Source organism: Roseateles sp. GW821-FHT02E12 (assembly GCF_059421665.1).
The window spans coordinates 553,717-577,455 of sequence record NZ_JBWKVK010000005.1 but is presented as its reverse complement, the minus strand read 5'-3'; the positions used below and the strand labels follow the sequence as shown (position 1 = coordinate 577,455).

23 protein-coding genes are annotated in these 23,739 nt (G+C 70.3%); 7 read left to right on the top strand and 16 right to left on the bottom strand.

Annotated elements, in window-relative coordinates; all coding sequences use genetic code 11:
* Nucleotides 1–87: 87 nt before the first annotated feature.
* The 5 genes from AC07V5_RS29915 to AC07V5_RS29895 are packed head-to-tail and all read right to left on the bottom strand — an operon-like array spanning nucleotide 88 to nucleotide 2,433.
* Nucleotides 88–438: a histidine triad nucleotide-binding protein gene (locus tag AC07V5_RS29915; RefSeq protein ID WP_495119258.1), complete on the bottom strand. Its 351-nt coding sequence runs from the start codon at nucleotides 436–438 to the stop codon at nucleotides 88–90.
* A complete protein-coding gene (locus tag AC07V5_RS29910) occupies nucleotides 435–758 on the bottom strand; it encodes a phosphoribosyl-ATP diphosphatase (protein ID WP_495119257.1) in 324 nt (107 codons plus the stop codon). The genes AC07V5_RS29915 and AC07V5_RS29910 overlap by 4 nt, the downstream gene beginning before the upstream one ends.
* The gene (gene hisI / locus AC07V5_RS29905; RefSeq protein WP_495119256.1) at nucleotides 751–1,140 is read right to left on the bottom strand and encodes a phosphoribosyl-AMP cyclohydrolase; all 390 of its coding nucleotides are present in this window, start codon (nucleotides 1,138–1,140) and stop codon (nucleotides 751–753) included. Before hisI ends, AC07V5_RS29910 begins: the two co-directional genes overlap by 8 nt.
* A gap of 4 nt (nucleotides 1,141–1,144) precedes the next feature.
* Complete coding sequence (locus tag AC07V5_RS29900) at nucleotides 1,145–1,570, bottom strand: NUDIX domain-containing protein (protein WP_495119255.1); 426 nt, start codon at nucleotides 1,568–1,570, stop codon at nucleotides 1,145–1,147.
* Complete coding sequence (locus tag AC07V5_RS29895) at nucleotides 1,567–2,433, bottom strand: ATP-binding protein (RefSeq protein WP_495119254.1); 867 nt, start codon at nucleotides 2,431–2,433, stop codon at nucleotides 1,567–1,569. Before AC07V5_RS29895 ends, AC07V5_RS29900 begins: the two co-directional genes overlap by 4 nt.
* A gap of 142 nt (nucleotides 2,434–2,575) precedes the next feature.
* Here AC07V5_RS29895 and AC07V5_RS29890 point away from each other — a divergent pair, with 142 nt between their 5' ends.
* The 3 genes from AC07V5_RS29890 to AC07V5_RS29880 are packed head-to-tail and all read left to right on the top strand — an operon-like array spanning nucleotide 2,576 to nucleotide 6,128.
* Entirely contained in the window at nucleotides 2,576–3,130 is a 555-nt protein-coding gene (locus AC07V5_RS29890) for a PEP-CTERM sorting domain-containing protein (protein ID WP_495119253.1), read from the top strand.
* A gap of 17 nt (nucleotides 3,131–3,147) precedes the next feature.
* Nucleotides 3,148–5,082 carry a bifunctional metallophosphatase/5'-nucleotidase gene (locus AC07V5_RS29885; protein ID WP_495119252.1) on the top strand — a complete coding sequence of 645 codons (1,935 nt, stop codon included), beginning with the start codon at nucleotides 3,148–3,150 and terminating at the stop codon, nucleotides 5,080–5,082.
* Nucleotides 5,079–6,128, top strand: a complete 1,050-nt coding sequence (locus tag AC07V5_RS29880; RefSeq protein WP_495119251.1) for a hypothetical protein — start codon at nucleotides 5,079–5,081, stop codon at nucleotides 6,126–6,128. Before AC07V5_RS29885 ends, AC07V5_RS29880 begins: the two co-directional genes overlap by 4 nt.
* Here the strand turns inward: AC07V5_RS29880 and slmA are convergent.
* From slmA to argB, 4 genes are all read right to left on the bottom strand, one after another.
* Nucleotides 6,109–6,735, bottom strand: a complete 627-nt coding sequence (gene slmA / locus AC07V5_RS29875) for a nucleoid occlusion factor SlmA (protein ID WP_495119250.1) — start codon at nucleotides 6,733–6,735, stop codon at nucleotides 6,109–6,111. The genes AC07V5_RS29880 and slmA overlap by 20 nt on opposite strands.
* 10 nt (nucleotides 6,736–6,745) lie before the next feature.
* Complete coding sequence (locus tag AC07V5_RS29870; RefSeq protein WP_495119249.1) at nucleotides 6,746–7,432, bottom strand: response regulator; 687 nt, start codon at nucleotides 7,430–7,432, stop codon at nucleotides 6,746–6,748.
* 77 nt (nucleotides 7,433–7,509) lie between these two features.
* Complete coding sequence (locus tag AC07V5_RS29865; RefSeq protein WP_495119248.1) at nucleotides 7,510–8,190, bottom strand: pyrimidine 5'-nucleotidase; 681 nt, start codon at nucleotides 8,188–8,190, stop codon at nucleotides 7,510–7,512.
* Complete coding sequence (gene argB / locus AC07V5_RS29860) at nucleotides 8,187–9,092, bottom strand: acetylglutamate kinase (protein ID WP_495119247.1); 906 nt, start codon at nucleotides 9,090–9,092, stop codon at nucleotides 8,187–8,189. Before argB ends, AC07V5_RS29865 begins: the two co-directional genes overlap by 4 nt.
* A 127-nt stretch (nucleotides 9,093–9,219) precedes the next feature.
* On the opposite strand from argB, the gene AC07V5_RS29855 reads away from it, so the two are divergent.
* The 4 genes from AC07V5_RS29855 to AC07V5_RS29840 all read left to right on the top strand — a co-directional run bounded on the left by AC07V5_RS29855 (nucleotide 9,220) and on the right by AC07V5_RS29840 (nucleotide 13,069).
* Entirely contained in the window at nucleotides 9,220–9,771 is a 552-nt protein-coding gene (locus tag AC07V5_RS29855) for a hypothetical protein (RefSeq protein WP_495119246.1), read from the top strand.
* Between the two features lie 83 nt (nucleotides 9,772–9,854).
* Complete coding sequence (locus AC07V5_RS29850) at nucleotides 9,855–10,748, top strand: cation diffusion facilitator family transporter (RefSeq protein ID WP_495119245.1); 894 nt, start codon at nucleotides 9,855–9,857, stop codon at nucleotides 10,746–10,748.
* The gene (gene dtd, locus AC07V5_RS29845) at nucleotides 10,745–11,185 is read left to right on the top strand and encodes a D-aminoacyl-tRNA deacylase (protein ID WP_495119244.1); all 441 of its coding nucleotides are present in this window, start codon (nucleotides 10,745–10,747) and stop codon (nucleotides 11,183–11,185) included. Before AC07V5_RS29850 ends, dtd begins: the two co-directional genes overlap by 4 nt.
* Before the next feature lie 15 nt (nucleotides 11,186–11,200).
* Nucleotides 11,201–13,069 (top strand): sensor histidine kinase, encoded by a 1,869-nt coding sequence (locus AC07V5_RS29840; RefSeq protein ID WP_495119243.1) that lies wholly within the window; start codon nucleotides 11,201–11,203, stop codon nucleotides 13,067–13,069.
* Here the strand turns inward: AC07V5_RS29840 and AC07V5_RS29835 are convergent.
* From AC07V5_RS29835 to AC07V5_RS29805, 7 genes are all read right to left on the bottom strand, one after another.
* Nucleotides 13,062–13,721, bottom strand: coding sequence for a response regulator (locus AC07V5_RS29835; protein WP_495119242.1), 660 nt, complete (start codon nucleotides 13,719–13,721; stop codon nucleotides 13,062–13,064). The two genes, AC07V5_RS29840 and AC07V5_RS29835, sit on opposite strands and share 8 nt — an antisense overlap.
* Nucleotides 13,722–13,784: 63 nt before the next feature.
* On the bottom strand, nucleotides 13,785–17,084 hold the full coding sequence (locus tag AC07V5_RS29830) for a GH36-type glycosyl hydrolase domain-containing protein (protein WP_495119241.1): 3,300 nt from the start codon (nucleotides 17,082–17,084) through the stop codon (nucleotides 13,785–13,787).
* Nucleotides 17,081–17,806: a carboxylesterase family protein gene (locus AC07V5_RS29825; RefSeq protein ID WP_495119240.1), complete on the bottom strand. Its 726-nt coding sequence runs from the start codon at nucleotides 17,804–17,806 to the stop codon at nucleotides 17,081–17,083. Before AC07V5_RS29825 ends, AC07V5_RS29830 begins: the two co-directional genes overlap by 4 nt.
* Nucleotides 17,803–20,760, bottom strand: a complete 2,958-nt coding sequence (locus AC07V5_RS29820; protein ID WP_495119239.1) for a glucosidase family protein — start codon at nucleotides 20,758–20,760, stop codon at nucleotides 17,803–17,805. Before AC07V5_RS29820 ends, AC07V5_RS29825 begins: the two co-directional genes overlap by 4 nt.
* The gene (locus AC07V5_RS29815) at nucleotides 20,757–21,569 is read right to left on the bottom strand and encodes a carbohydrate ABC transporter permease (protein ID WP_495119238.1); all 813 of its coding nucleotides are present in this window, start codon (nucleotides 21,567–21,569) and stop codon (nucleotides 20,757–20,759) included. Before AC07V5_RS29815 ends, AC07V5_RS29820 begins: the two co-directional genes overlap by 4 nt.
* Complete coding sequence (locus tag AC07V5_RS29810) at nucleotides 21,566–22,462, bottom strand: carbohydrate ABC transporter permease (protein ID WP_495119237.1); 897 nt, start codon at nucleotides 22,460–22,462, stop codon at nucleotides 21,566–21,568. The genes AC07V5_RS29815 and AC07V5_RS29810 overlap by 4 nt, the downstream gene beginning before the upstream one ends.
* Nucleotides 22,459–23,739 (bottom strand): sugar ABC transporter substrate-binding protein, encoded by a 1,281-nt coding sequence (locus tag AC07V5_RS29805; protein WP_495119236.1) that lies wholly within the window; start codon nucleotides 23,737–23,739, stop codon nucleotides 22,459–22,461. The genes AC07V5_RS29810 and AC07V5_RS29805 overlap by 4 nt, the downstream gene beginning before the upstream one ends.

The following is a 23,739-nucleotide window of genomic DNA, read 5'->3' as shown; positions in this document are numbered from 1 at the left end:
AGGTGAGGGGCGCCATGCCGACTCCACATCGGGAGCGGGCATCTCGCAGACGCTGCTTTGGACACCGCGTCTAGATGGGGCTGGAATTCAACCTTTCAACCACGGCCGTGGCCCGCCCATCACATGCAGATGCACGTGATACACCTCCTGACCGCCATCCGGGCCGGTGTTGATGACGTGGCGGAAGCCGTTGGTCACGCCCAATTCCTTCATCAGGCGCGGACCCAGGGCCGTCATCTTGCCCAGCAGCGCGGCCTCGGCCTCGGTCACATCGACCATGGACGCGATGTGACGCTTGGGGATGATGAGAACGTGGACCGGCGCCCAGGGGTGGATGTCGTGGAAGGCGAGGATGTCTTCGTCCTCGTAGGCCTTCTTGCTCGGGATCTGGCCGGCGACGATCTTGCAGAAGAGGCAATTCGGATCGGAATGACTCATGGTTGTCCTCGTTGGGCAAATTCAGTCAGGCCCGACAAGCCCTCGCGGCGGGCCAGTTCAGCCAGCACGTCCTCGGGCTTCAAGCCGAAGTGGGCCAGCGCAACCATGCTGTGAAACCACAGGTCGGCCACCTCGTAGACCACCTTCTGGGCGTCGCCGTCCTTGGCGGCCATGACCGTCTCGGTGGCTTCCTCGCCCACCTTCTTCAGGATGGCATCCAGGCCCTTGTCAAAGAGCTTGGCGACGTAGCTCGTCGTGGGGTCGGCACCCTTGCGGGACTCGATGACCGCGCCGACGCGGGAAAGGATGTCGTCACTCATAGATCTTGGTCGGGTCTTTCAGCACCGGCTCCGTAGCGCTCCAGACGCCGTTCTCCAGCTTCTGGAAGAAGCAGCTGTGGCGGCCGGTGTGGCAGGCGATGCCTGGCTCATGGCCGAGCTGGGTGATGGTCAGCAGCACGACGTCGTTGTCGCAGTCCATGCGGATGGCGTGCACCTGCTGAAAGTGGCCGCTCTCCTCGCCCTTGTGCCAGAGCTTGCTGCGCGAGCGGCTCCAGTAGACGGCCTGGCCGCGCTCGGCCGTCAGCGCCAACGCCTCGCGGTTCATCCACGCGAACATCAGCACGTCGCCCGTGCCCTGCTCCTGGGCGATGACGGGCACCAGGCCCTTGTCGTCCCATTTCACTTCGTCAAGCCAGCTCATGGTTTCAGTCTAGGTGAGTGGGGCCGACATGGCTGCGCTCTTCGGCAAACCAGTTCAGCACGGGGATGGTGCCCGGCAGCACCGGCTTCACCTGCACCGGCAGGCTGGCCCAGGCCATCTGCTGGTTCTCCAGCATCTGGAACTCGCCGGTCCACTCGAAGACCTTGCAGAAGTTCAGCCGCACCAGGGCGTGTGGGTAGTCAAAGATCTCGGTCTTCCACGGGTGCGCGGCGCCGATCTCGATACCGATCTCCTCGCGCAGCTCGCGCGCCAGGGCCTGCTCGACGGTCTCACCCGCCTCGACCTTGCCGCCCGGAAACTCCCAGTAGCCGGCGTAGACCTTGCCTTCGGGACGCGAGGTCAGCAGAAACTGGCCGTCAGGTGCGACCAGCACGCCGACGGCGACCTCAGTAATCGGACGTTCACTCATTCAGCGCGCCCCGCCATGTCACGGGCGAACTGGTAGGCCACACGGCCCGAGCGCGAGCCGCGCTCCAGCGCCCAGATCAGCGCCTGCTGCCGCGCGCCTTCAATGGCTGCGTCGTCCACGCCAAAGTGGCGCAACCACTGCGCCACGATGGCCAGGTACTCGTTCTGGCTGAAGGGGTAGAAGCTGATCCACAGGCCGAAACGCTCGGACAGCGAGATCTTTTCTTCCACCGCCTCGCCGGGGTGGATCTCGCCATGCTCGCCGTGCGTGCCGGCCAGGTTGTCCACCATCTTCTCGGGCAGCAGGTGGCGGCGGTTGCTGGTGGCGTAGATCAGCACGTTGTCGCCGGCCGCGGAGACGGAGCCGTCGAGCACGCTCTTCAGCGCCTTGTAGCTGGCCTCGCCTTCGTCGAAGCTCAAGTCATCGCAGAAAACGACGAAGCGCTCCGGGCGGGCGGCGACCTGCTCGACGAGGTCCGGCAGGTCGACGAGATCGGCCTTGTCGACCTCGATGAGGCGCAGGCCACGATCCGCGAACTCGTTCAGCACGGCCTTGATGAGCGAGCTCTTGCCCGTGCCCTTGGCGCCCGTCAGCAACACGTTGTTGGCCGGGCGGCCGGCAACGAACTGGGCCGTGTTGCGCAGCAGGCGCTCCTTCTGCGGCTCCACCTCCTGCAGGTCGGCCAAGCGGATGCGGCTGACCGCACGCACCGGCTCCAGCACCAGGGCGCCATGGCGGCGGCGGGCTCGAAAGGCGGTGGAGGCGGCCCAGTCGGGCGGCGTGGCGGCGTGGGGCAGGACGGCTTCAAGCCGGGCCAGCAGCCCCTCGGCGCGGTTGAGGAAGGATTCCAGTGCAGCAGACATCGCCGCAGTTTAGGGGGCCGGTGTTTCATGCAAGGGTCACGCGCACTGGTTCCAACGGCAGGGCCGCGAGGCCTGCCTGCGTCAACACCGGGACACCCCCGCGGCCGACGATGCCGTCACTCCCTAGCCCTCGAGGATGTCCATGCGCTCCACCCTGCTCGCCGCCGCACTCCTGCTCGCCGCGCTTTCCTCCGCCCAGGCCGCCACCCTGCCCGCCGACGGCAGCTGGGCCGGCTTCAGCGTCGACGCCAACCTGCCGCCCTATGCCTTCGGCTGGGTGGACGACAACGGCGCGCCGCTGAGCTTCAGCGTGACGATCGCGGCCGGCGAGGTCGGCACGCTGACCGTCGTCGATACCGGCGTCTCCGGCGACCGCTTCCAGGTCTGGGACGGCGCTACGCTGCTGGGCAGCACCGGCACCGCCGTCAACGGCGACTCCGCCGGCGCCATCACCTTCGACCACGACGCCGCTCTGGCCAATGCCGACTTCAGCCGCGGCACGTTCACGCTGGGCGCCGGCAGCCACGTCATCACCGGCCTCATGTTCGAGTCGGCGACCGACGCCTTCGGCCCGCTCAACGCAACCATCGGCGGCGTCAAGCTGAGCGTCAGCCCCGTGCCGGAGCCCGCCACCGCTGCGACCCTGCTCATCGGCCTGGGCGTGCTGCTCGGCGCGCTGCGCCGCCGCGCGGTCTGAACGAACGAAAGAATCCCATGCACAGCTTCAAACTCCTGCCCCTTGCAGCGGCCCTGTTCGCCGCCGCCGTCCAGGCCGCCACGCCGGTCAACGTGAAGATCGTTGCCTTCAACGACTACCACGGCAACCTCGAAACGCCCGGCACCTTCGGCCTGAACACCAGCGTCCCCGCGGCCCAGCGCCCGGCCGTCGGCGGCGCCGAATATCTCGGCGCCTATGTCGCACGCATGCGCGCGGCCAACCCCAACACCGTCGTCGTCGGCGGTGGCGACCTGATCGGCGCCTCGCCGCTGTTGTCGGCGCTGTTCTTCGACGAACCGGCCGTCGAGACGCTGAACCAGATCGGCCTGGACTTCTCGTCGGTGGGCAACCACGAGTTCGACAAGGGCAAGGACGAGCTGCGCCGCCTGCAAAACGGCGGCTGCAAGCTCACGAGCGGTGGCGCACCCGAAGCCAACAGCTGCCGCGGCTTCGGCTCGTCGGCGCCCGGCACGTTCGACGGCGCCAGGTTCAAGTGGCTGTCGGCCAACGTCGTCGAGACGGCCACCGGCCGCACGCTGCTGCCGGCCTATGGCCTGAAGAGCTTCGGCAACGTCAAGGTCGCCTTCGTCGGCATGACGCTCAAGGGCACGCCCGGCATCGTCACGCCCACCGGCGTGGCTGGCCTGGAGTTCAAGGACGAGGCCGACACCGTCAACGCGCTCGTGCCCCGCCTGCGCGCCCAGGGCGTCGAGGCCATCGTCGTGCTGGTGCACCAAGGCGGCTTCCAGAACGCCGCCAGCGTGGGAGGCTTCAACAACAGCGACATCAACGGCTGCCTGAACGACCTGCGCGCCAGCGGCAGCAACGCCGCCAGCGACATCGCCGCCATCGTCTCGCGCCTGGACAACGCCGTGGACCTGGTCATCAGCGCCCACACCCACGCGGCCTACAACTGTTCGCGCAACACCACGGACAACGGCGGCGCCGTGCGCACCGCCGGCCTGCCCAACAAGGCCGGCCGCCTGGTGCCCGTGACCAGCGCCAGCGCCTTCGGCCGCGTGCTGACCGAGGTTGACCTGCAGATCGACCCGGTGACCCGCGACGTCATCGACGTGAGCCCGAAGAACGTGCTGGTGGCGCGCAACAACCCGGTCAACGCCAACGACCCGGCCATCGTCGCTATCAACGACCAGATCACGGCCAACCCGCAGGTGAAGAACACCGTCGCCGCCTACAAGGCCGCCGTGTCGCCGCTGGCCAACCAGGTCATCGCCACCATCACGGCCGACATGAGCAACGCGGCCAACAGCGCCGGCGAAATGCAGGCCGGCGACCTCATCGCCGACGCCCAGCTGCAGGCCACCCAGCCCGCCGGCCTCGGCGGCGCGGTCATCGCCTTCATGAACGCAGGCGGCGTGCGCAACCCCGGCTTCATCAAGCCCGCCGCGGCAAGCTTCCCCTACAACCTGACCTACGGTGATGCCTTCACCGTCCAGCCCTTCGGCAACAGCCTGGTCACGATGACGCTGACGGCCCAGCAGATCAAGGACGTGCTGGAGCAGCAGTTCGCCGGCTGCATGGGCCAGACGGCGACGCGCATCATGCAGATCTCCAACGGCCTGAAATACGGCTGGAAGTCGAGCGCCGCGCCCTGCAGCAAGATCACCGACGTGGCCTTCACGCCGACCGACGTGACCGTCTATCCGCCGGTCGTCACCGGCCCGGTCGACAACATCGTCATCGGCGGCATCGTGCAGAACCCGGCCAAGACCTATCGCGTGACGGTCAACAACTTCATGGCCACCGGGGGTGACGGCTTCGGCGTGCTGGTGGGCGGCGGCAGCCCCCTTGGCGGCGCCCAGGACATCGACGCGCTGATCGCCTACCTCGCCGGCTACAAGGCGCCCGCCACGGCCTACAACCCGGCCAGCCCGGTGCTGGCCAAGCCGCGCATCACCGTCACGCCGTGAAGCACCGCTGGCTGGCCGTGCTGCTGGCCGCGGCCGGCCTGGCCCAGGCGCATGAGGCGGCGCTGGCCCCGGCCCAGGAGGCCGAGCGCCAGCGCCGCCTGGGCGAGGCGCGCGCAGCGCTGTCGCGCGGCGAGGCGGATGCGGCCGTGCTGCCGCTGGACGCCGCCGCCGCGATGAGCCACGCAGCCGACACAGAATTGCTGCAGCTGCAGGCCCAGTTGCAGCGCGGCGAAGTGCGCCAGGCCCTGGCCTTCGCGGCCCACACGGCGGCAGCCCACCGAGACGAGCCCGAGGCCCAGGCCCTGCATCTGTGGCTGCTCGCCCTGTCGGGCCAGCCGGCTTACGCCGCGTCGCGGGCGACCACGCCGGACATTGCTGCCGCACTGGCGGCCCTCGACAACGCCTCTGCCCTGCCCGCCGGCCTACCCGGCCCCTGGCCTCACGGCGCCACCGTGCCGGCGGACGCCCGGCCGATCGCCACCGGGCTGCTGCTGGACGGCGGCCGCCTCGCGCTGGTGCCGGCCAGCGCAGTGCGTGGCGATGGGCCGTTCTGGCTGCGCAACGGCCTGGGCCGCGCCAGCCGGGCCCGGGTGGCTGCCACGGAGGCGCCCCTCGCCGAGCAAGGCCTCACGCTGCTGAGCGTGGAGCCGGCGCTGGTGCCGCCAGCTCCATTGAGCCGCGCCCCTCGGCCGGCCTTTGCCGGCAGCCCCGCCCTGCGCGTCGCGGCGCTGAACGTGGACGAGGCCGCGCCGGCGTGGCCGCTGCTGCAATCGGGCTTCCTGGGCCGCGTCGACCGCGACGGGCGCCAAGCCCTGGGCTGGCAGCGCGGCGCCAGCGTCGGCGGCGGGCCGGTGTTCGACCTCTTCGGCCGCCTGATCGGCCTCGCCCTGCCTGGCCCCGATGGCGAGCGCCTGCTGCCCGCCGCACAGATTGCACCGCTGCAGACGCTGTCCGCATCGCCCGGCACCCAGGCGCGCATGCCGGATCAGGTCTACGAAGCCGCCCTGCCCTGGGTGGCCCAGTTGCTCAGCCCGCCACGGCCCTGAGGGATGCTTCCAGCTGCTCCGTGGGCAGCCGCTTGAAGCCCGAGCGGGCATAGCGCTGCAGCCGGCCGATGATGAAACTGACCCAGACCGAGGCCTGGGCGTTGGCCTGCACCGTGGGCGTCATCGAGCCCTGCGTCTCGGCCACCGGGCGCAGCACCTGGCGCAGGGAGGACTCGATGCGGTCGAAGAACTGGTTCATGCGCGCCACCAGGCGCTCGTTCTCATAGACGAGGGCGTCGCCCACCATCACCCGCGTCATGCCGGGGTTCTTCTCGCCGAACTGCAGGATGACGCTGGCAATGCGCGCGGCCTTGCCGGGCGGCGGCAGCGGGTTGGGGTTGTCGGCGATCTGGTTGACCAGGCCGAAGACGCTGTTCTCGATGAAGTCGATCAGCGCCTCGAACATCTGCGCCTTGCTGGCGAAGTGGCGGTACAGCGCCGCCTCGCTGACGTCGAGCCTGGCCGCCAGCGCCGCCGTCGTGATGCGGTCGGCCCCCGGCTGTTCCAGCATGCCGGCCAGCACCTGCAGGATCTGCGTGCGGCGCTCCCCGGGCTTGGGGCGTTTCTTGGGGGCGGGGCTGTCGGCGGCGGGCTGGTCGGCGTCCATGCCGGAGATGCTAATCGCGGAGCCAGCCCAAACGGCGCGCTTCGTAGATCGCTTCCACCTTGGAACGGACGTGCAGCTTGCGGTAGACCCGCTTGACGTAGGTCATCACCGTGTGCGGCGAGACCTGCATGAACTGCGCGATCTCGTCAAAGGTGAAGCCCTTGGCCGCCAGGTGCAGCACGCGCGACTCCTGCTCGGACAGGGCAACGACTTCTTCGTCCGCCAGCGTCGCGGCCATGGCCTCCGGCGAGGGGCCGGTCGTGCCCTGGGCACCGGGCGCCAGGCGAACCAGCAGGCGGCGGGCGATGACGGGGCTGATGGGGCTGCCGCCGGCACGCAAGGCGCGCAGCTGGCCCGGCAGATCGAGCGCCAGGCTGTCCTTGAGCAGATAACCGGTCGCGCCGGCCTCGATGCTGGCGACGACATGCTGCTCGTCACCGAAGACGGAGATGACCATGACCTCGCACTGCGGCCGCGTCTGGGCGGCATGGCGGATCAGCTCGATGCCGCTACCGCCGGGCAGGTCCAGGTCGACGAGCAGCACGTCGGGCTGCAGTTGGTCGAACATGCGCCGGCCCTGGGGCAGGTCGGGCGCAATGCCCAGCAACTCGATATCAGGCACGCTGCCGAGGGCATGCGTGAAAGCATCTCGGAAGCGGGCTTGGTCTTCGACGATCAGGACCGAGAACGGGGACATGGACTCTGTGGACTTTCCAAACGCGCGGGAGTCGCATTGTCGGTTGAGGATACCCCCTCATCCACGAGCGCCTTCCTTCAGAAGTGGGGGGAACGTAACAACGCGGCCAGCGAACGCACGCGCCGGCTCACGTAGGCGGGGCGCCGGTGCAGGCGCGCGGCCCCCGCCCGGCGCAGCCAGCGCTGCATCCAGACCGTGCGCAGCCCCAGGCCGCGGGCAGTCTTCTGGTGGATCAGCGTGTCCTCGACGAGGGTGCATTGCTCGGGCCTGAGCTTGAGCCGCGCCAGCACGACGCGGAACATGCGCGCGTCCGGCTTGGGGCGCGACTGGCCGAAGCAGCTCATGTCCTCCACGCAGATCAACCCTTCGAAAACGCCCAGCAGCCCGATGGCGGCCAGCACGCGCTGGGCATAGGCCAGCGGCGCGTTCGTCATCAGGAACTTGCGGCCCGGCAGGCGGCGCAGCGCGGCCAGGTCATGGGCGTGGCCGTGCAGGTGGGCGTCCAGCCCGGGCAGCTGATGCGTCTCGTGCAGGAAATGCGCGGCCTTGACCCCGTGGTGGCGTTGCAGGCCCGTCAGCGTCGCGCCGTAGCGGGCGAAGTAGCCGTGGCGCAGCGCGACGGCCTCGTCGGACGTCAGGCCCAGATGGGTCTCGATGTAGGCCGTCATCGACGCGTTCAGCGCCGGGAACGCGCGGTGCGAGGCGTTGTGCAGCGTGTCGTCGAGGTCGAACAGCCAGACCCTGTCGCGCGCGTTCACCGGGAAGAAATCATCGTGCCGTAGGCCTGGTCCGTGAGGATCTCAAGCAGCATCGCGTGCGGCACGCGGCCGTCGATGATGTGGACGGCGTTGACGCCGCTCTTGGCGGCATCGATGGCGCCGGCGATCTTGGGGATCATGCCGCCGCTGATGGTGCCATCGGCCACGAGTTCGTCGATGCGGCGCGGCGTCAGCTCGGTCAGCAGCTCGCCGTTCTTGTCCAGCACGCCACGGATGTTGGTCAGCATCAGCAGCTTCTCGGCCTGCAGCACGGTGGCCAGCTTGGCAGCCACGACGTCGGCGTTGATGTTGTAGCTCTCGTTGTGCTCGCCGAAGCCGATGGGGCTGACGACGGGGATGAACTGGTCGTCCTGCAGCGCCTTCACGACGCTGGGGTCGATGGCGACGATGTCGCCGACCTGGCCGACGTCGTGCTCCTTGGCCGGGTCATCCTTGTCCAGCATCTTGAGCTTCTTGGCGCGGATCATGCCGCCGTCACGGCCCGTCAGGCCCACGGCCTTGCCGCCGGCGGCGTTGATGAGGCCCACGATGTCCTGCTGTACCTGGCCGGCCAGCACCCATTCGACGACTTCCATCGTCTCCTCGTCGGTGACGCGCATGCCCTGGATGAACTCGCCCTTCTTGCCCAGGCGGGAGAGCGCGCCCTCGATCTGCGGCCCGCCACCGTGCACAACGATGGGGTTCAGGCCGACGAGCTTGAGCAGCACGACGTCTTCGGCGAAGTCCTGCTGCAGAGCCGGGTCGGTCATCGCGTTGCCGCCGTACTTGATGACGATGGTCTTGCCGTGGAACTTGCGGATGTACGGCAGGGCCTGGGACAGGATCTCGGCCTTCTCGCGCGGCGCGATGTGGGAGACGTCGGTGGTGTGGGCGGTGGTCATGGCTCGGCTGGAACTCCAGATAACCGGCGCATTCTAGGCAGCGGGTGTGTGCTTCCTCGCGTTTGCCCGGCCCCGGCGGGCCGCCGACATCGGTTAAAAACCGGCCGCCAACAAACTAGGGGGGAACATGGCAATCATCAAAATCACCGCGCTTGCGGCCACGCTCGCGCTGACCGGCTGCGCCTCGGTCATGAACGACACCACGCATCCGATGCGGCTCGAAACCAAGGCCGCCAGCGGCGAACTGGTGGCGGGCGCCGAATGCAAGCTCACCAACGACTACGGCACGGTCTCGGGCAAGTCGGGTGACACGCTGCAGGTTCGCCGTTCCAACAAGGACCTGGACATCACCTGCGTGCATCCGAGCAATCCCAATGCGACGGCACGCGCCATCTCGCGCGCCAACAGCGGCATGTGGGGCAACATCATCATCGGCGGCGGTATCGGCGCCATCATCGACCACAACAAGGGCACCGCCTACACCTACCCGACCTGGGTGCAACTGGTGTTCGGCAAGGCGTTGGTGTTCGATCGCAGTGGCGAGAAGGAAGGCCAGCCGACGCCGTTCACGGAGAGCGGCAGCACCGTGGCCGCTGCCCCCGCCGCCCCCGCTGCGACAGCAGCCCCGGCTACTGCGCCCATCCCGGTCGCCGCGGCCTCGGCCCCGCTCGTCAAGTAAGGGCCTCAGGCCATTGCCCAACAGGCCCTGCGGGGCCTGTTTGCATTTCCGAGGGCGTCAAAGACTCACGCAACAATGACGCCATGCAAGCCAGCGCCTATCTCAAGCTCTCGGTAGCGACGGCCCTCGTGACCATCGTGCTGAAGACCGCCGCCTGGTGGTGGACGGGTTCGGTCAGCCTGGCGGCCGACGCGCTCGAATCCCTGGTCAACCTCGCCGGCGCCGTGTTCGCGCTGGCCATGATCACGCTGGCCGCCCAGCCACCGGACGCCGAGCACCCCTATGGCCATCACAAGGCCGAGTACTTCTCCAGCGGCTTCGAGGGCATCCTCATCATCGCGGCGGCCATCGGCATCCTGTGGGGCGCCTTTGACCGCTGGCGCCACCCGGAGCCGCTGCACTCGGTGGGCCTCGGCGTCGCACTGGCCGTCGTCAGCTCGGCGCTGAACGGCGCGCTGGCCTGGGCGATGTTGCGCAAGGCGCGCGAGGTGCGCTCCGTGGCGCTGGAGGGCGATGCCCGCCATCTCTTCACCGATGTCTGGACATCGGCCGGTGTCGTCGTCGGCCTGCTCGGCGTCATGGCCACGGGCTGGGACTGGCTGGACCCGCTGCTCGCCGTGATCGTGGCGCTGAACATCCTGCGCGAGGGCGTGCACCTGATGCGTGAGTCCACCCGCGGCCTGATGGACGAGGCGCTGGACGCCGAAGCCCAGGCCCGTGTGCAGGCCGTGCTGGACGAGTTCCGCCACCCGCACACCATCCGCTTCGACCACATCGCCAGCCGCGTCGCCGGCCAGCGCCGCTTCGTCGACCTGCACATGCACATGCCGTCGAGCTGGACGCTGGGCCGCGCCGCCGCGCTGCGCGGCTCCGTCGAGCAGGCGTTGATGAGCGCCGTGCCGGGCCTGCGCGCGAGCATCCAGCTGCTGCCGATGGACGTCGAGGCCCATTTCGACGACCCGAAGGATCTGCTGTGATCGCGCTGCTGCAACGCGTGACGGAAGCCCGCGTCGAAGTGGGCGGCCAGGTCATCGGCCAGATCGGGCAAGGCTTTCTGATGCTGGTCTGCGCCGAGCCCACCGACACCGAGGCGACGGCCGAGAAGCTGGTCGCCAAGGTGCTCAAGCTGCGCGTCTTCAGCGACGACGCCGGCAAGATGAACCGCAGCGTGCAGGACATGGCCGGCGGGCTGCTCATCGTCAGCCAGTTCACGCTGGCGGCCGACACGACCGGTGGCAACCGGCCAAGCTTCACCGGCGCCGCACCTGCCGATCAGGGCCGGCAGCTCTATGAACACACGCTGGCCGTCGCGCGCCGGCAGCACCCGGTGGTCGCCAGCGGCGAATTCGGCGCCGACATGCAGGTCCACCTCGTCAACGACGGGCCCGTGACCATCCCGATGCGGATGAGCTGAACGCCGATGCCGCGCATGCCTACGGCCCGCCTGTGGTTGACGCTGTGCACCGCTGCGCTGCTGCCGCTGCTGGCCGTACTGGCGGTGCAGGCCGTGCAGGAGCCCGACCCCGCCGGCCTGGGCGTGCGGGTGCTGCGCGAGGCCCGCGTGCTGGTGTCCGACGCCGCCACGCCGCCGGCCGAACTGGCCAGCGCGCCGCTGCGCCGGCTGCCGCTGAGCCGCGGGGCCGACGAGCCCTCGGCGCTCTGGCTGGCCATTCCCATGCCTGCGCCCAGCGGGCGGCCCGAGAGCCTGGCCCTGGCCTACCGCCCTGGGCTGACGGTCTATCTGGACGGCACGACGCTGGCCACCGGGCCTGGCGACGCAGCGGGCACCGGCGAACGCTTCGTGCTGGGCCACCAACGCTGGGTGCTGCAACTGCTGCCAGGCCTGCACCGCCAACAGCCCACCCAGGTGCTGCAGCTGCGCCTGGCAGCGCCCGGGCCCAGCGGCGCCAGCCTGGACGCGCCGCTGCTCGGCCCGCCCGAGGCCGTGCAGGCGCTGGATGCCGGCCGCCGCCACTGGCAGCTGCTGCGCGCCACGACGGCTCTGGGCGGCCTGCTCGTCGCGGCCTTCCTGGCGCTGGTGGCGCGCACGCGGCGCGACGAGCCCATCTACGCGCTGAGCGCCCTGCACGTCGCGCTGCTGGCCCTGCTGCTCAGCCCCTATGTGCTGCCGGACCAGCCCCTGCCCTCGCCGTGGTGGCGCATGCTGCTGGACGCGGCCGACCTGGGCGCCAAGCTGCTGCTGGTGGCCATCTGCGCCCGGCTGGCCCAGGCCTGGGCGCCATGGCTGCGCCGGCTGCTGTGGGCCGTGGCCGCGGTGGGCCTGCCGCTGGACCTGCTGGCCGCGGCACTGGGCTGGTCGTGGGGCAGCTTCGACCAGCCCTGGCCCTGGTGGGCGCTGGGTTCGCGGGCGCTGCTGTTCGGCCTGGCATGGAGCCTGGCGCTGCGAGCCCTGCGTGAACGCGGCACGCTGGCCACCTGGGGCACGGCCCTGCTGGTGGGCTTTTCGGCGGCCACCTGGGCCTGGGTCAGCCTCTGCGCGCTGGTGCTGGACCGGCCCGTGGTGGACGCCAACGCCCTGGCCCACGCCGGCTGGGTGGCCTGGGTGGCCCTGCTGTTGCAGCGCCACTTCAACGACGGCGCGCGGCGCGAGCGCCAGCTGCGCGAACGGCTTGCGCTGGAGCTGGAGCAACGCAGCCGGGAACTGAAGGCGGTGTTCGCAGCCCATGCCCAGGCGGAGCGTGAGCGTGCCGCCAGCGACCAGCGCCGCCGTTTGCTGCAGGACCTGCACGACGGCCTCGGCGCCCGCCTGCTGAGCGTGCGCCTGCGCGCGCCCGAGCTCGACGCCGCGGCCCTGGCCGAGGCGCTGGACGACTGCCTGCTGGAGATGCGCCTCTCGGTCGACACGCTGGCGCAGGAAGACGGTGACCTCGGCGTGCTGCTGGGCAGTTGGCGCCAGCGCATCGAGCCAGTGCTGCGCAGCGCCAGCTGCGCGATGGACTGGCGCGTGGCCCATGCGCCCCACCTGCCCTGCCTGCTGGGGGGCGGTGCGCTGGAGCTGGTGCGCGGCCTGCAGGAGCTGACGAGCAACGCGCTGCGCCACGGCGGCGCGCGGCGCCTCATCGTCGCCACCGAGGCGGACGCTCAGGCGGTAACGGTCTGGCTGGTGGACGACGGTTGCGGCCTGGCCGAGGACGCGCGCATGGGCCAGGGCCGGCGCAGCGTCATGCAGCGCGCCGAACGCCTGGGTGGCGCCGTCAGCTGGCATTCGCCGGTACCGGCGCGCTGGGAGGTGGCAGGCGTTGGGACCGCCGTGGCCTGGCGGCTGCCGCTCAACTGATCAAGCCCAAGCGCCTGGCCTGGGCCAGGGCCTGCGTCTTGGAATGCGCCTGCAGCTTGCGGTAGCAGCGCTTGACGTGGGTGGCCACCGTGTTGAGGCTGATAGCCAGCTGCACGGCGATCTCGTCATATCGGTAGCCGCGCGCCACGGCCTCCAGGATCTGCATCTCGCGCTCCGACAGGCTGACCTCGGAACTCACGGGCAGCGGCGCAGGCGGGGCCTCGGGCGTCAGCCGCCGCAGCAGCTGGCGCGCCAGCACCGGGCTCAGCGGTGCGCCGCCCTCGCGCAGGCTCTGCAGCTGCTCGACGAGACGGTGGGCCTGGCCCTGCTTGAGCAGATAGCCCACGGCGCCCGCAGTCAGTGCGGCCAGCACGCTGTCCTCGTCACCCAGCGTCGTGACGACGACCACCTCCGTCTTGGGCAGCTCGGCCGCCGCTGCCTCGATGAGGCGCAACCCGCTGCCCGAGGGCAGCTGCAGGTCGACGAGCAATAGATCCGGCTGCACGCGGCGCAGCAGTTGCAGCCCATCCGGCAGGTCGGCGGCCGTGCCGACAAGCTCGAAGCCCTCCGCCTGCATGACCGCCGAGGCCAGCGCGCCACGGAAGGCGGCTTCGTCCTCGATCAGCGCAGTGCGCAGGGGCGGCATCGACATGCGCGCATTGTGAAGCGAGGGCCCCTGTCGTGGCCCTCGCTTCACCTGAATCGGTGACCGTCCTCAGCCCAATTCGACGGTCCAGCGATTCAGGCTGGCGGGCGCAGGCCGCGGCAGCGCGAGCGCGCCCACCCGGTAGGCGTGGGGCCGCCGCTGGGCTGCCAGCTCCTGACCCGCGTCGTCGCGCACCCGCTCCACGCCATGGCCGCGCGGGCCGACACGGTAGGTCAGCTCGAACCGCATGTCGGCCAGTTGCAGCTGCACGGTCAGGCCGTCCAGCACGGCGGGCATGACGGGGTCCACCACCAGGGCCTCGTGCTGCAGCCGCAGGCCCAGCAGCGAACCGATGACCAGGCCCAGCGCAATGCCCGGGCCGCTGGAATAGATGCGCCAGCCGCCGTCCAGCGCCACCTCGCCGGCCAGCGCGCGGCCGTAATGGGCGCGGGCCTCGTAGCGGTCGGCAAAGGCGGCGTCGGAGCTGGAGTAGTAGCAGTTGGCCTGGCGCCGGCTGGCGCTCGGCACGCGGTCGGTCAGCGCGATCGGGTGCGCAAGCGTCAGCGCCTGCAGGAAGGCCTCCGAGTGCCCCAGGTGGGCCAGCATCTGCGCGTACCGCAGATGGGCATGCATGTACATGATGCCGATCTCGCGACCGAAGAAGGTGCTCGTCTCGGCCCGCTGGAAGAGCTGCGACGGCCCGCCGCGATAGGGCAGCGGTGCGTCGAACAGGCGGGCGCCGTCGGGGCCCTTCAGATGCTGCTCGATCAGCGCGGCCTGCGTGGCCGCCTGCTCGGGCGTGAAGAGTTCGTCGATGACGGCATGCATCATCGGCAGCAGGCTGTAGCGCAGGCCGGTGCGGGTGTCGCGCGGGTGGATCCACAGCTCACGCTCGCCCTGCTCCGGGAAAAGCGCGTAGCCGGCGACGACATCGTCCTGCACCAGCAGGCGCTGGAACTCGGCGCGCACGCCCACGGCCTCGGCCGTCAGCGCGGCGGCCTGGTCGGCGCGGCCGATCTGGCCAAGCGCCGTGGCCAGCGTGTGCAGCATCTGGTGGTGCAGCGTGACGGTCCAGGCGCTGCACAGGCGCTCGCGCAGGGCCGGGTCGGCCGGCTGCAGCGAGTCGTTCCAGTCGCCATGCCAGTAGGCCGCCAGGCCCGTGCCGGGCACGACGCGCTGGCGGATCAGACCCAGCGCCCGTTCGACGTGGGCAGCCAGCGTCGCAGGCTCGCCGCCGTGGAAAGGCAGCACCTCGTCCAACAGGCCGGCGTCGCCGCTGGCGATCAGGTATTGCGCAAGGCCCAGCAGCGGCCAGAAGACGATGTCGCCGTGCGAGTCGCCCGCGCGGATGGCGCTCTCGCGCTCGAAGAACATGAACCACTGCGGCCAGTCGCCGTCGGGGTTCTGGGCGCTGAAGACACGCAGCAGCAGGTCGCGCACCGGCGCCGGCTGGCCCAGGGCCAGCAGCATCTCCAGTGGGCCCTGGCAGACGTCGCGCGTGCCCCAGCCGCCACCCGAATACTGCTCCAGCCCGCGCGGCGACAGGTAATGAACCAGGGCGTTGTGGGCGTACCAGGGCAGGATGTCGCGCAGCTGCGCCAACGCGGGCTGGGCCAGCTGCCATTGCGGCAGGGTCAACGGCTGCGGCGCGGGCGCTGCGGCGTCGATCAGCGCGCCATGCAGCGTCAGGGCAATGCCGGTGGCGGGCGCGAAGTCCAGGCACAGCAGCGGCTCACCACGGCTGACGCCGTCGTCAAACAGCCGGCCGTCGTCGCCGACTATGGATATGCCCGGTGCATCGATGTCGAAGCAGCCACCGGGGAAGCGTTCGGCCAGCTCGCTGCCCTCGGGCGGCGTCAGGCGCAGGCGGTCGCCGCTGTGCGTCCAAATGGGCTTGAGCGACGCGGCACCATCGTCGCCGCCCAGCGCGAGGTTGAGGCTGGCGCGTACGCGCAACGGGCCGCCTTGCAGCACGGTCAGCGCCAGGCTCATCGCCGTCGGCACGGCGCCGGCTCCGGCCACCACTTCGATCAGCCCACCGTCGTGGGCGTACAGCCAGCGGCAGCGCTGCGGCTGCATCTCGAAGGCGGACGGCAGGCCCAACAGCTGCCAGTCACCGCCGTCGGCCTGAACAAACAGCCGCAGCCCGGCCGTGCGGAACAGGCCAAGCAAGCTGCGCTGCGTGGACAGCAGGCGGTTGATGCTGACGTGACCCTGGGTCAGCATCGAATGGAAAACGCCGCCCATCCAGCAGGTGGACGTCAGCGCGCTCTCGTCCGGCACGAGGTGGTCGCCACTGCGCAGGATGTGGCCGTGCGGGCGCTGCACGCGCAGCTCCTTGGCGCGCAGCACGACGTGGCTCGCTTCGTTCGGCGATTGGCCGGCGAAGAAGCTCAGCAGCTGGCCGTCCTGCCATTCCTCGTGGCGGCGCTCGCCGGGGAAGAGCTGGCGGCGCGCCTCGGCGCCGAGGTCCAGGCTGGCCAGCAGGGGCGCGCTGGCAAACAGGCTGGGCGCGGGCGCGTGGGCAGGCGCATCGATCGGCACAGCGGGCTGAGCCTCGGGCAGCGTCAACAGGGCCGGCAGGCGGGCCAGGTCGGCATCGCCGCTGGCTTGCGCGTGGTGAGCCTGCAGCGCGAGGAAGAAGCCTGCAGCCGTGCCCTCGCCGGGCGCAAGGGTGACGGCCGCGTCCTGCAGCGCGACAACGGCGTGCTCCTGCTGCAGGCGCTGGCCTGGCAGGCCGGCCAGCAGCGCGGGCGGCGTGGCGCCTTCACGAGCGGCGTGGCCCCAGACCTGGGCCGCGTCGGTGGCGAAGGATTCGGCACGGCGCAGCGAGCCGGCCAGCAGCCACGGGTGCTGGCCGCGCTGGGCCTGGTTCTGGCGTGCGGCCAGCAACGCGCCGTGGTGGGCATGCTGCAGCGGCTGCAGGTCGATGTAGTGGCTGACGTAGAACTCGTTGGTGCGCACGGCGCCGTAGTCGGCCAGGCCCACGTCCTGCACCAGCACGGGCGCGATCTCGCAGGCCGTGCTGCTGCGGTTGTCCACCTGCAGATGCCAGAACAGCGTCGGCTCGTCGGCGGCCAGGCGCAGTTGCAGGCGCAGTGCCAGGCCATCCCAGTCGCCACGCATCTCGAAGGCACCGGCCTCGGCATGCACGCTCAACGGCGACAGCGGCCCGAGCAGCGGCGCCACGCGCCAATCGCCCCCCGCATCGCGCCGGCGCAGCCAGACATTGGCCGGCCCACCCTCCAGCTCGTTGCCGGGGAAGAGGTTGAGCATCAGCGCCGGCCCGGCCATCAGGCGGCGCAGCGCGCCGTGAGACAGCAGCTCGACCTCGAGGCCGGCTTTGTTGCGAAGGGAATGCAGGGTCATGTTTGTCGCTGCGCCAACAGCCAGGGCAGCAGTCCAGGATCTTGGTAGGCAGGCGTCCACGAATCGTGGCCGACGCCGGGGTAGATGGTCAGCGAGGCCGTGCCGCCGGCCGCGCGCAGCGCCTCGACACAGGCCACGTGCGGGGCCAGGGGCACGGCGGTGTCCTGGTCACCGTGATAGCCGCGCACCGGCACGCCGCGCATCGCGGCCACCTTGGCCGGGTCGCCAAAGCCGCAGACCGGCGCGATGGCTGCGAGGTCGCGCGGGTAGGTGGTGGCCCAGTTCCACACGCCGTAGCCGCCCAGGCTCAGACCTGTGCCGAGGCAGCGCCGCGGGTCAACGTGGAGCCGGGTCTTCAAGGCACCGAGCAGCTTGTGCAGGCGCTCCGCGTCCCACCAGTGGGCGCTCTCTTCCAGCTGCGGGCTGACGACGATGCAGGGGTAGGGCACGCCCTGGGCGACGAGCTTCGGCGGGCCGTGCACCTTGACCTTCTCCATGTCCGTGCCGCGCTCGCCCGAGCCGTGCAGAAAGATCAGCAGCGGCCAGCGCTCGCTGCGCTGGGTGTACTCGCGCGGCAGCGCCACCCAGAAGCGCTCGCCCTCCAGCTGCCAGGGGCGCTGCTCGCCCGCAGCGAGGCCCTCGGGCACGGTGGGCGGCAAGCTGGCGCAGGCGCTGAGCAGCGCCGGGGTCGTCAGCATCAGTTGGCGGCGGTTGATCGTCATGGCGTGGGGTCCAGTTGGATGAGGGTGGCACCGGGCGGCAGCGGCAGCTCGCGGCCCTGCCAGTTCAGCTGCGTGGACTCGACGTTAGCGCGCGGTAACCGATCCGTACCGGGCCAGGCCAGGCGCAATTCGCCGGGCAGGCGTTCGGGGCGGCGGTCGATGTGCAGCGTCCAGCCGCCGTCGGCGCGCTTCAGCAGGCGGTAGTCGAGCCGGCCCCAGGCGGTGGACAGGCCGGTCACGCCGATGTCGCCAGCGGCGCGCCAGGCCGGCGGCACGCCCGCGGCAAGCACGACGCTGCCGGTGCTTTCGCGCTCGTAGGCCAGCAGGTCCAGCGCGGCGCGCAGGTAGTCAGACGAGATCCAGGCATGCGGCATGTCGCCCAGGAACTGGACCTTGCGCGCGTCGGGCAGCACGACTTCGGCCCACTGGTTCCAGCCCGCCGGGCGCTGGTGGGTGAAGAACCAGGCGAGCAGGCGGTGGGCGTCTTCCACGCGGCCCAGCCGCGCGAGGGCGCTGACGTTGCGCAGCTCGTAGGGCGTGTAGTCCTTCCAGGCCTTGGTGCCGGCGATGCGCGCATCGGCTTCGGCCACGTAGCGCTCGAACGTGCCGCGCAGCAGCTCGGGCGCCAGCTTGTCGGCCTGAGCGGGGTTCAGGGCCATCGTCGTTGACGTGGCATCGAAGTCGCCACGGTCGGCCGCGCCGGCGATGTGATCGAGGCCGTAGTGCTTGGCCGTCGCGGTGATGGACGCGGCGAGGTCACTCTCGAACTCGTCGCGCGACACGGCCCAGCGGACGGCGTTGGCGGTGTCACCCCGGGCCTGCGCGATCTGCACGGCGTCCTTGTAGCCGCGCAGCGCCCAGAAGTCGTCCCAGTAGGAGTACGCCGGCTTGTCGGAATAGCCCTCGTGGCTGATGGACGGCGGCATCAAGCCTCTGAACCTCGCATCGGCTCCAGGCTTGCGTTCGCTCAGGCGCAGCGCCTCCATCCACGCGACGACGCGCTGCACCTTGGGCCAGTGGCGCTCCAGCAGCGCGCGGTCTTGCGTGTGGCGCCACAGCTCGGCAACGGCGAACAGGTACTGGCCGTGGCTGTCGTTCTCGACGACGGGGTCGGCGCCGCGCTGGTCCACGCAGCACGGCACCTTGCCGGATTCGAAGATGTAGCCGCCGAACCAGTCGACGAACTCCCGCGCTGCCTGCACCTCGCCCATGCGCACGAGGCCGGCCACCATCATGGCGCCGTCGCGCACCCAGGAGCGGGCGTAGGACCGCGTGCCGGGCCGCAGCGCCGGGCCGTCGCGGGACATCAGGATCTGCGCGAGCGCGCTGCGCATCGTGTCGGCGATGGGCTGGGCTTGTGGGGGCAGGCGCAATTCCAACGCGCCGAGGCGGTCGCGCCACTGCGCCGCGGCGACGGCCAGGCGCGTGTCGAGGGCGCTGGCGTCTCCGCCCGTCACCCATCCGAAGCTGCGCGCCTCGCCAGCGCCCAACTCGATGTCGAAGCGCAGCAGGGCCGAGGGCAGGCTGTCGCTGTCCGCCAACTGGGTCAGCGGCGGTGCTTGCAGCAGGGCCGCGAGGCCGGGGCCGGCGCTCCACGGCGCGGCGCGGACCTCGGCCGGCGCCTCGCGAGGCTTGATGTTCAGGCCAGCCGCGGTGAGCTGGCCGTCGGCCCAGCCAATTGCGGGCAAGGGGCTGATGCCGCCCTGGGTCGACAGGAACTGCTGCGGCGGGTTGACCTGCCAGGGGCGCAGTACCAGCAGCAAGGCGTAGCGCTGCGGTTTGCTTGTCGGGTTGCGCAGCGTGTAGCGGGCCAGCAGGTTCGGCGCCTTGGCCGCGCCGTCGGCGCCAGCCTCGACGCGCAGCTCCACGTCCGCATGCCGCCACTGCACGACGGGCAGCGCGTGCTCGACCAGGCTGTGCTCGATGCGCGCCTGCGCCCAGGTGACGAGGCGGCCATCGGCCAGTTGCACGACGGGCTCGATGCTGGGGCCGCCCCGGGTCAGCTCGATGGCGCCGTCTTCGCTGACGAGGCCTGAGCGCTGCGCGCCGCCGTCCACGCCAACCACCGTCCAGTAGTTCTGCTCGCCGATGAAGGCCCGCGGCAGCTCGCCGCGCGGCAGTGACCTGGCCACCTCGGCCACGGCGGCATTGCGGTCCGGCCAATGCGCCGCGTCACGCAGTTCGACCTCGGGCGGCTTCTTGCCCTCATACCGCAGGCGAATCCAGCGCCACTCCTGTTCGCCCAGGAATAGCGCGCGGCCGGGGCGCGACGACAGCAGCTTCCAGCGCCGGTTGTCGTCGGATACCTCGATGCGCGTGGCCGCGCCACTGGCGAACCACAAGCCCGTGAATTCGCGCAGGGTCTGGAAGTCCAGCGTCACCTCGCCGCCGCCGAGCTTGCGTTTGGGCTCGGGCCAGGCCTTGGGCGCCGGCTCGCGCGGTTCCAGGCCCAGCGCGCCGACGCACAAGGCCCCTGCCCCACCGCCCTGCTGGCCGGCGACGACAACGAACTCGATGAACTGGCTGCGCTTGAGCACGCGGTCCTGCGCCGGCCCCCAGGCGAAGGCGACGTGACGGCGCTTGAAGCGCATCTCCGTCAGCGTGTCGGGCAGGGCCAGCGCGGGCCGGTTGACCCACCAGACGTTGTCGCCGCTGGCGTCGACGAACTTGATCTGCACGTCGTTGCCCTGGCCCTTGCCTTTGAGCTGGGTCGTCAGCGCGAAGTCGGCGGGCCAGTCGGTGGGCAGTTCGCGGCGCAGCACGGCGTAGCCGGAGACGCCGGCGAAGTCGTAGTCCAGACAGAGGCTGTCGTCGCGGGCATCACGGCGCAAGCTGGCCTTGACCTGGTCGGAGGCGGTGGCCTTCCAGACGCCGGCGTCCTTCATGTCGTCGAGCACGGCGGCGCCAGCCAGGCGAGTGGCCAGCAGCAGCGCTATGGCGAAACACCGCTTCACTTCACGCTTCCCATCAGCAGCCCCTGCATGTAGTACCTCTGCAAGGCGACGAACAACGCCAGCACCGGCAGCACGGTGATCACCGCCCCGGCCATCATCAGTTCGCTGTCCTGCACATGCTCCCGCGACAAGGCGGCAAGGGCGACCGGCAGCGTGTGCATCTCGCCGTCGGTCAGCACGATCAGCGGCCACATGAAGTCGTTCCAGCTGCCGAGGAACGCGAACACCGCCAGCGTCACCAGCACGGGCTTCAGCGTCGGCAGCACGATGTTCCAGAAGATGCGCCACTCGCCCGCACCGTCCAGCCGCGCCGCTTCCAGCAGTTCATCCGGCACACCGCGCGCGTACTGGCGCACGAGGAAGATGCCGAAGATGCCGGCCATGCTCGGGATGAGCACACCCATCCAGGTGTTCACCAGGCCCATGCCCTTGAGCATCAGGAACAGCGGCAGCATCGCCACCTGGCCGGGAATGACCAAGGCCGCGATGAGCAGGCCGAAGACGCGCTCCCGGTGACGGAAACGCAGCTTCGCGAACGAGTAGCCGGCCAGCGTGTTGAAGCTCGTGGACAGCAGCGTGCTGACGATGGCCAGGCCCAGGCTGTTGACGAACGCTCGCTTCAGGCCGCCGTCGCCGAGCAGCTGGCGGTAGTGCACCAGCGTCGGGTCCTTGGGAATCAGCGGCGGCGGCAGGCTGGACGCGCTGCCGGCGGGCATCAGCGACACGCAGACCATCCAGACGAGCGGGAACACCGCCAGCGCGGCGAAGGCCCACAGCACGCCGTTGACGAGCAAGGTGCGCGGCTTCATGCCTCTGCCCCCGTCAGCCGCCGCTGCAGCACGATCAGCCCCTTGCTGACCGCCACGATGATGAGGAAGAGCACGAAGGCCACGGCCGAGGCCAGGCCCAGGTTCCACCACTTGAAGCCCTCGTCGTACATCAGGTAGAGCACGCTAACCGTGCTCTGCAGCGGGCCACCCTGGGTCATCACATAGGGCTCGGCAAAGAGCTGGAAGTAGCCGGCCGTCGTCAGGATGGTGACCATCAACAGCGTTGGCGCGATGCTGGCCAGCGTGATGTAGCGGAACTGCGCCCAACCGCGCGCGCCGTCCAGCCGCGCGGCCTCGTACAGGTCCTGCGGCACGGCCTGCAGCGCGGCGATGAAGATGATCATGTTGCCGCCGAAGTTCTTCCACGCGGCGAACAAGATGATGGTGGGCATGGACCAGTGCGGGTCGCCCAGCCAGTCGATGGCGTCGATGCCGAAGGACTGCAGCGTGTAGTTCACCAGGCCGTACTTGACGTGGAACAGGTAGCGCCAGATGACGGCGACGGCTACCAGCGTGGTCACCACCGGCGCGAACAAGGCCGTGCGCAGCAGCGGCTTGAAGCGCACGAGCTTGGACTGCAGCAGCACGGCGGCCGCCAGCGACACGCCAATGGACAGCGGCACGCCCAGCACGACGAAATAGGCGGTGTTGGCCAGCGCCTGCCAGAACAGCGGCATCGTCAACACGTGGACGTAATTGTTCCAGCCCTGCCAGCGCAGGTTGCGCAAGTCGGCCAGCGCGTAGATGTCGAAGTCGGTCAGGCTCAAAGCCAGGCCGGCGAAGACGGGCACGCCGAAGAACAGCGCGATGACGATCAGCGCCGGAGCGGCGAAGGCCCAGGCGGCGAAGGATTCGCGACCGGTCGTTCTCACGATGCCTTCCTGTCCAGCATCCAGCGGCGCTTTTCCAGGATGCCGTCCACGCGCGCGTCCAGGCCCTTCACGGCGACATCGATGCTGTCGCGCCCCCCCACCACCCGCGCGGCGGCGAGCTGCATCTCCTGCATGACACGCTCCCACTCGGGCACGGCCGGCGTGGGGCGCACATGTTCGAGCTGGCGGCGGAAGGCGGCGGCGTGGCGGTCTTCGGCCAGCGTGGTGCCGCCGGGCAAAGGCATCGTCCAGGTGCTGCGGCGTGGCGGCAGGTCGCCGGTCAGGCGGTAGAACTCCAGCTGCACGTCGGGCCGGCTCAAATAGCTGATGAGAGCCCAGGCTTCGGGCTTGTGGCGCGAGCGCTTGAACATTGCGAGGCTGGCACCGCCGGCAATCGATGCGCCGGGGCCTTGCCCGGTGACAGGTCCAGGCAGCTCGGCAGTCGTCCACGCATCGGCCAGCTCGGGCGGCAAGCGCCGCTTGAACTCGCCGATGTTCCACGGCCCCGAGATGTAGAACGCAAAGGTGCCGCGCCCGAACTCCTGCCAGACGTTGGCAACCTGGTTGTTCGTCAGTCCCGGCGCGTCGCCGAGCTTGAAACGCTCGGCGTAGAAGCCCAGCGCGCGGCGGAAGTCCTCGGAAGAGAAGTTGCCGAAGCGCCCGCCCTCGCGCAGCACCTCGGCGGGTTGCTGCAGCGCCAACGCCAGCAGCGGCTCGAACTCGTTGGTGGGCAGCAGCAGCGGCGTGGCCATGCCGCGGTCGCGCAGCCGGGCGAGCGCCGTGCCCCAGGCGGCCCAGTCCTGGGGGATCTGCGGGATGCCCGCGTTCGCGAGCAGGTCCTGCCTGACGAAGAGCAGCCGCGTGTCGACATACCAGGGCAGGCCGACGCGCTGGCCGTTGGGTGCGTTGGTGGCCCAGATGCCGTCGAAATAGTCCGCCGGCTGCAGCGCCTGCGTGCGGGCGATCCACGGCTCCAGCGGCTCCAGCGCGCCCAACGCTTGCATCTCGGGCAGCCAGGTGTTGCCGACCTGGGCGAGGTCGGGCGTCGCGTCGCCGGCAAAGGCGGTCAGCAGCTTCTCGTGCGCGGCCGTCCAGGGCAGTTGCTCGACCTTGACGCGCACGCCGGGGTGCTCGCGCTCGAAGCCCGCGATCAATTCGGCCGCCACCTCGCTCTCGCGGCCCATGGCCCAGAAGCGCAGCGTGGTGGTGGTGCCGTCGCGCGCGCAGCCGGTGAGCGCGGCGGCGGCAGTGGCCGTGAGCAGGTCGCGGCGTTTCAT

Coding starts and splice junctions, on each gene's coding strand:
- AC07V5_RS29915 (WP_495119258.1), bottom strand. CDS start 438: ATGAGTCATTCCGATCCGAATTGCCTCTTCTGCAAGATCGTCGCCGGC.
- AC07V5_RS29910 (WP_495119257.1), bottom strand. CDS start 758: ATGAGTGACGACATCCTTTCCCGCGTCGGCGCGGTCATCGAGTCCCGC.
- hisI (WP_495119256.1), bottom strand. CDS start 1,140: ATGAGCTGGCTTGACGAAGTGAAATGGGACGACAAGGGCCTGGTGCCC.
- AC07V5_RS29900 (WP_495119255.1), bottom strand. CDS start 1,570: ATGAGTGAACGTCCGATTACTGAGGTCGCCGTCGGCGTGCTGGTCGCA.
- AC07V5_RS29895 (WP_495119254.1), bottom strand. CDS start 2,433: ATGTCTGCTGCACTGGAATCCTTCCTCAACCGCGCCGAGGGGCTGCTG.
- AC07V5_RS29890 (WP_495119253.1), top strand. CDS start 2,576: ATGCGCTCCACCCTGCTCGCCGCCGCACTCCTGCTCGCCGCGCTTTCC.
- AC07V5_RS29885 (WP_495119252.1), top strand. CDS start 3,148: ATGCACAGCTTCAAACTCCTGCCCCTTGCAGCGGCCCTGTTCGCCGCC.
- slmA (WP_495119250.1), bottom strand. CDS start 6,735: ATGGACGCCGACCAGCCCGCCGCCGACAGCCCCGCCCCCAAGAAACGC.
- AC07V5_RS29870 (WP_495119249.1), bottom strand. CDS start 7,432: ATGTCCCCGTTCTCGGTCCTGATCGTCGAAGACCAAGCCCGCTTCCGA.
- argB (WP_495119247.1), bottom strand. CDS start 9,092: ATGACCACCGCCCACACCACCGACGTCTCCCACATCGCGCCGCGCGAG.
- AC07V5_RS29855 (WP_495119246.1), top strand. CDS start 9,220: ATGGCAATCATCAAAATCACCGCGCTTGCGGCCACGCTCGCGCTGACC.
- AC07V5_RS29850 (WP_495119245.1), top strand. CDS start 9,855: ATGCAAGCCAGCGCCTATCTCAAGCTCTCGGTAGCGACGGCCCTCGTG.
- AC07V5_RS29840 (WP_495119243.1), top strand. CDS start 11,201: ATGCCTACGGCCCGCCTGTGGTTGACGCTGTGCACCGCTGCGCTGCTG.
- AC07V5_RS29835 (WP_495119242.1), bottom strand. CDS start 13,721: ATGTCGATGCCGCCCCTGCGCACTGCGCTGATCGAGGACGAAGCCGCC.
- AC07V5_RS29830 (WP_495119241.1), bottom strand. CDS start 17,084: ATGACCCTGCATTCCCTTCGCAACAAAGCCGGCCTCGAGGTCGAGCTG.
- AC07V5_RS29825 (WP_495119240.1), bottom strand. CDS start 17,806: ATGACGATCAACCGCCGCCAACTGATGCTGACGACCCCGGCGCTGCTC.
- AC07V5_RS29815 (WP_495119238.1), bottom strand. CDS start 21,569: ATGAAGCCGCGCACCTTGCTCGTCAACGGCGTGCTGTGGGCCTTCGCC.
- AC07V5_RS29805 (WP_495119236.1), bottom strand. CDS start 23,739: ATGAAACGCCGCGACCTGCTCACGGCCACTGCCGCCGCCGCGCTCACC.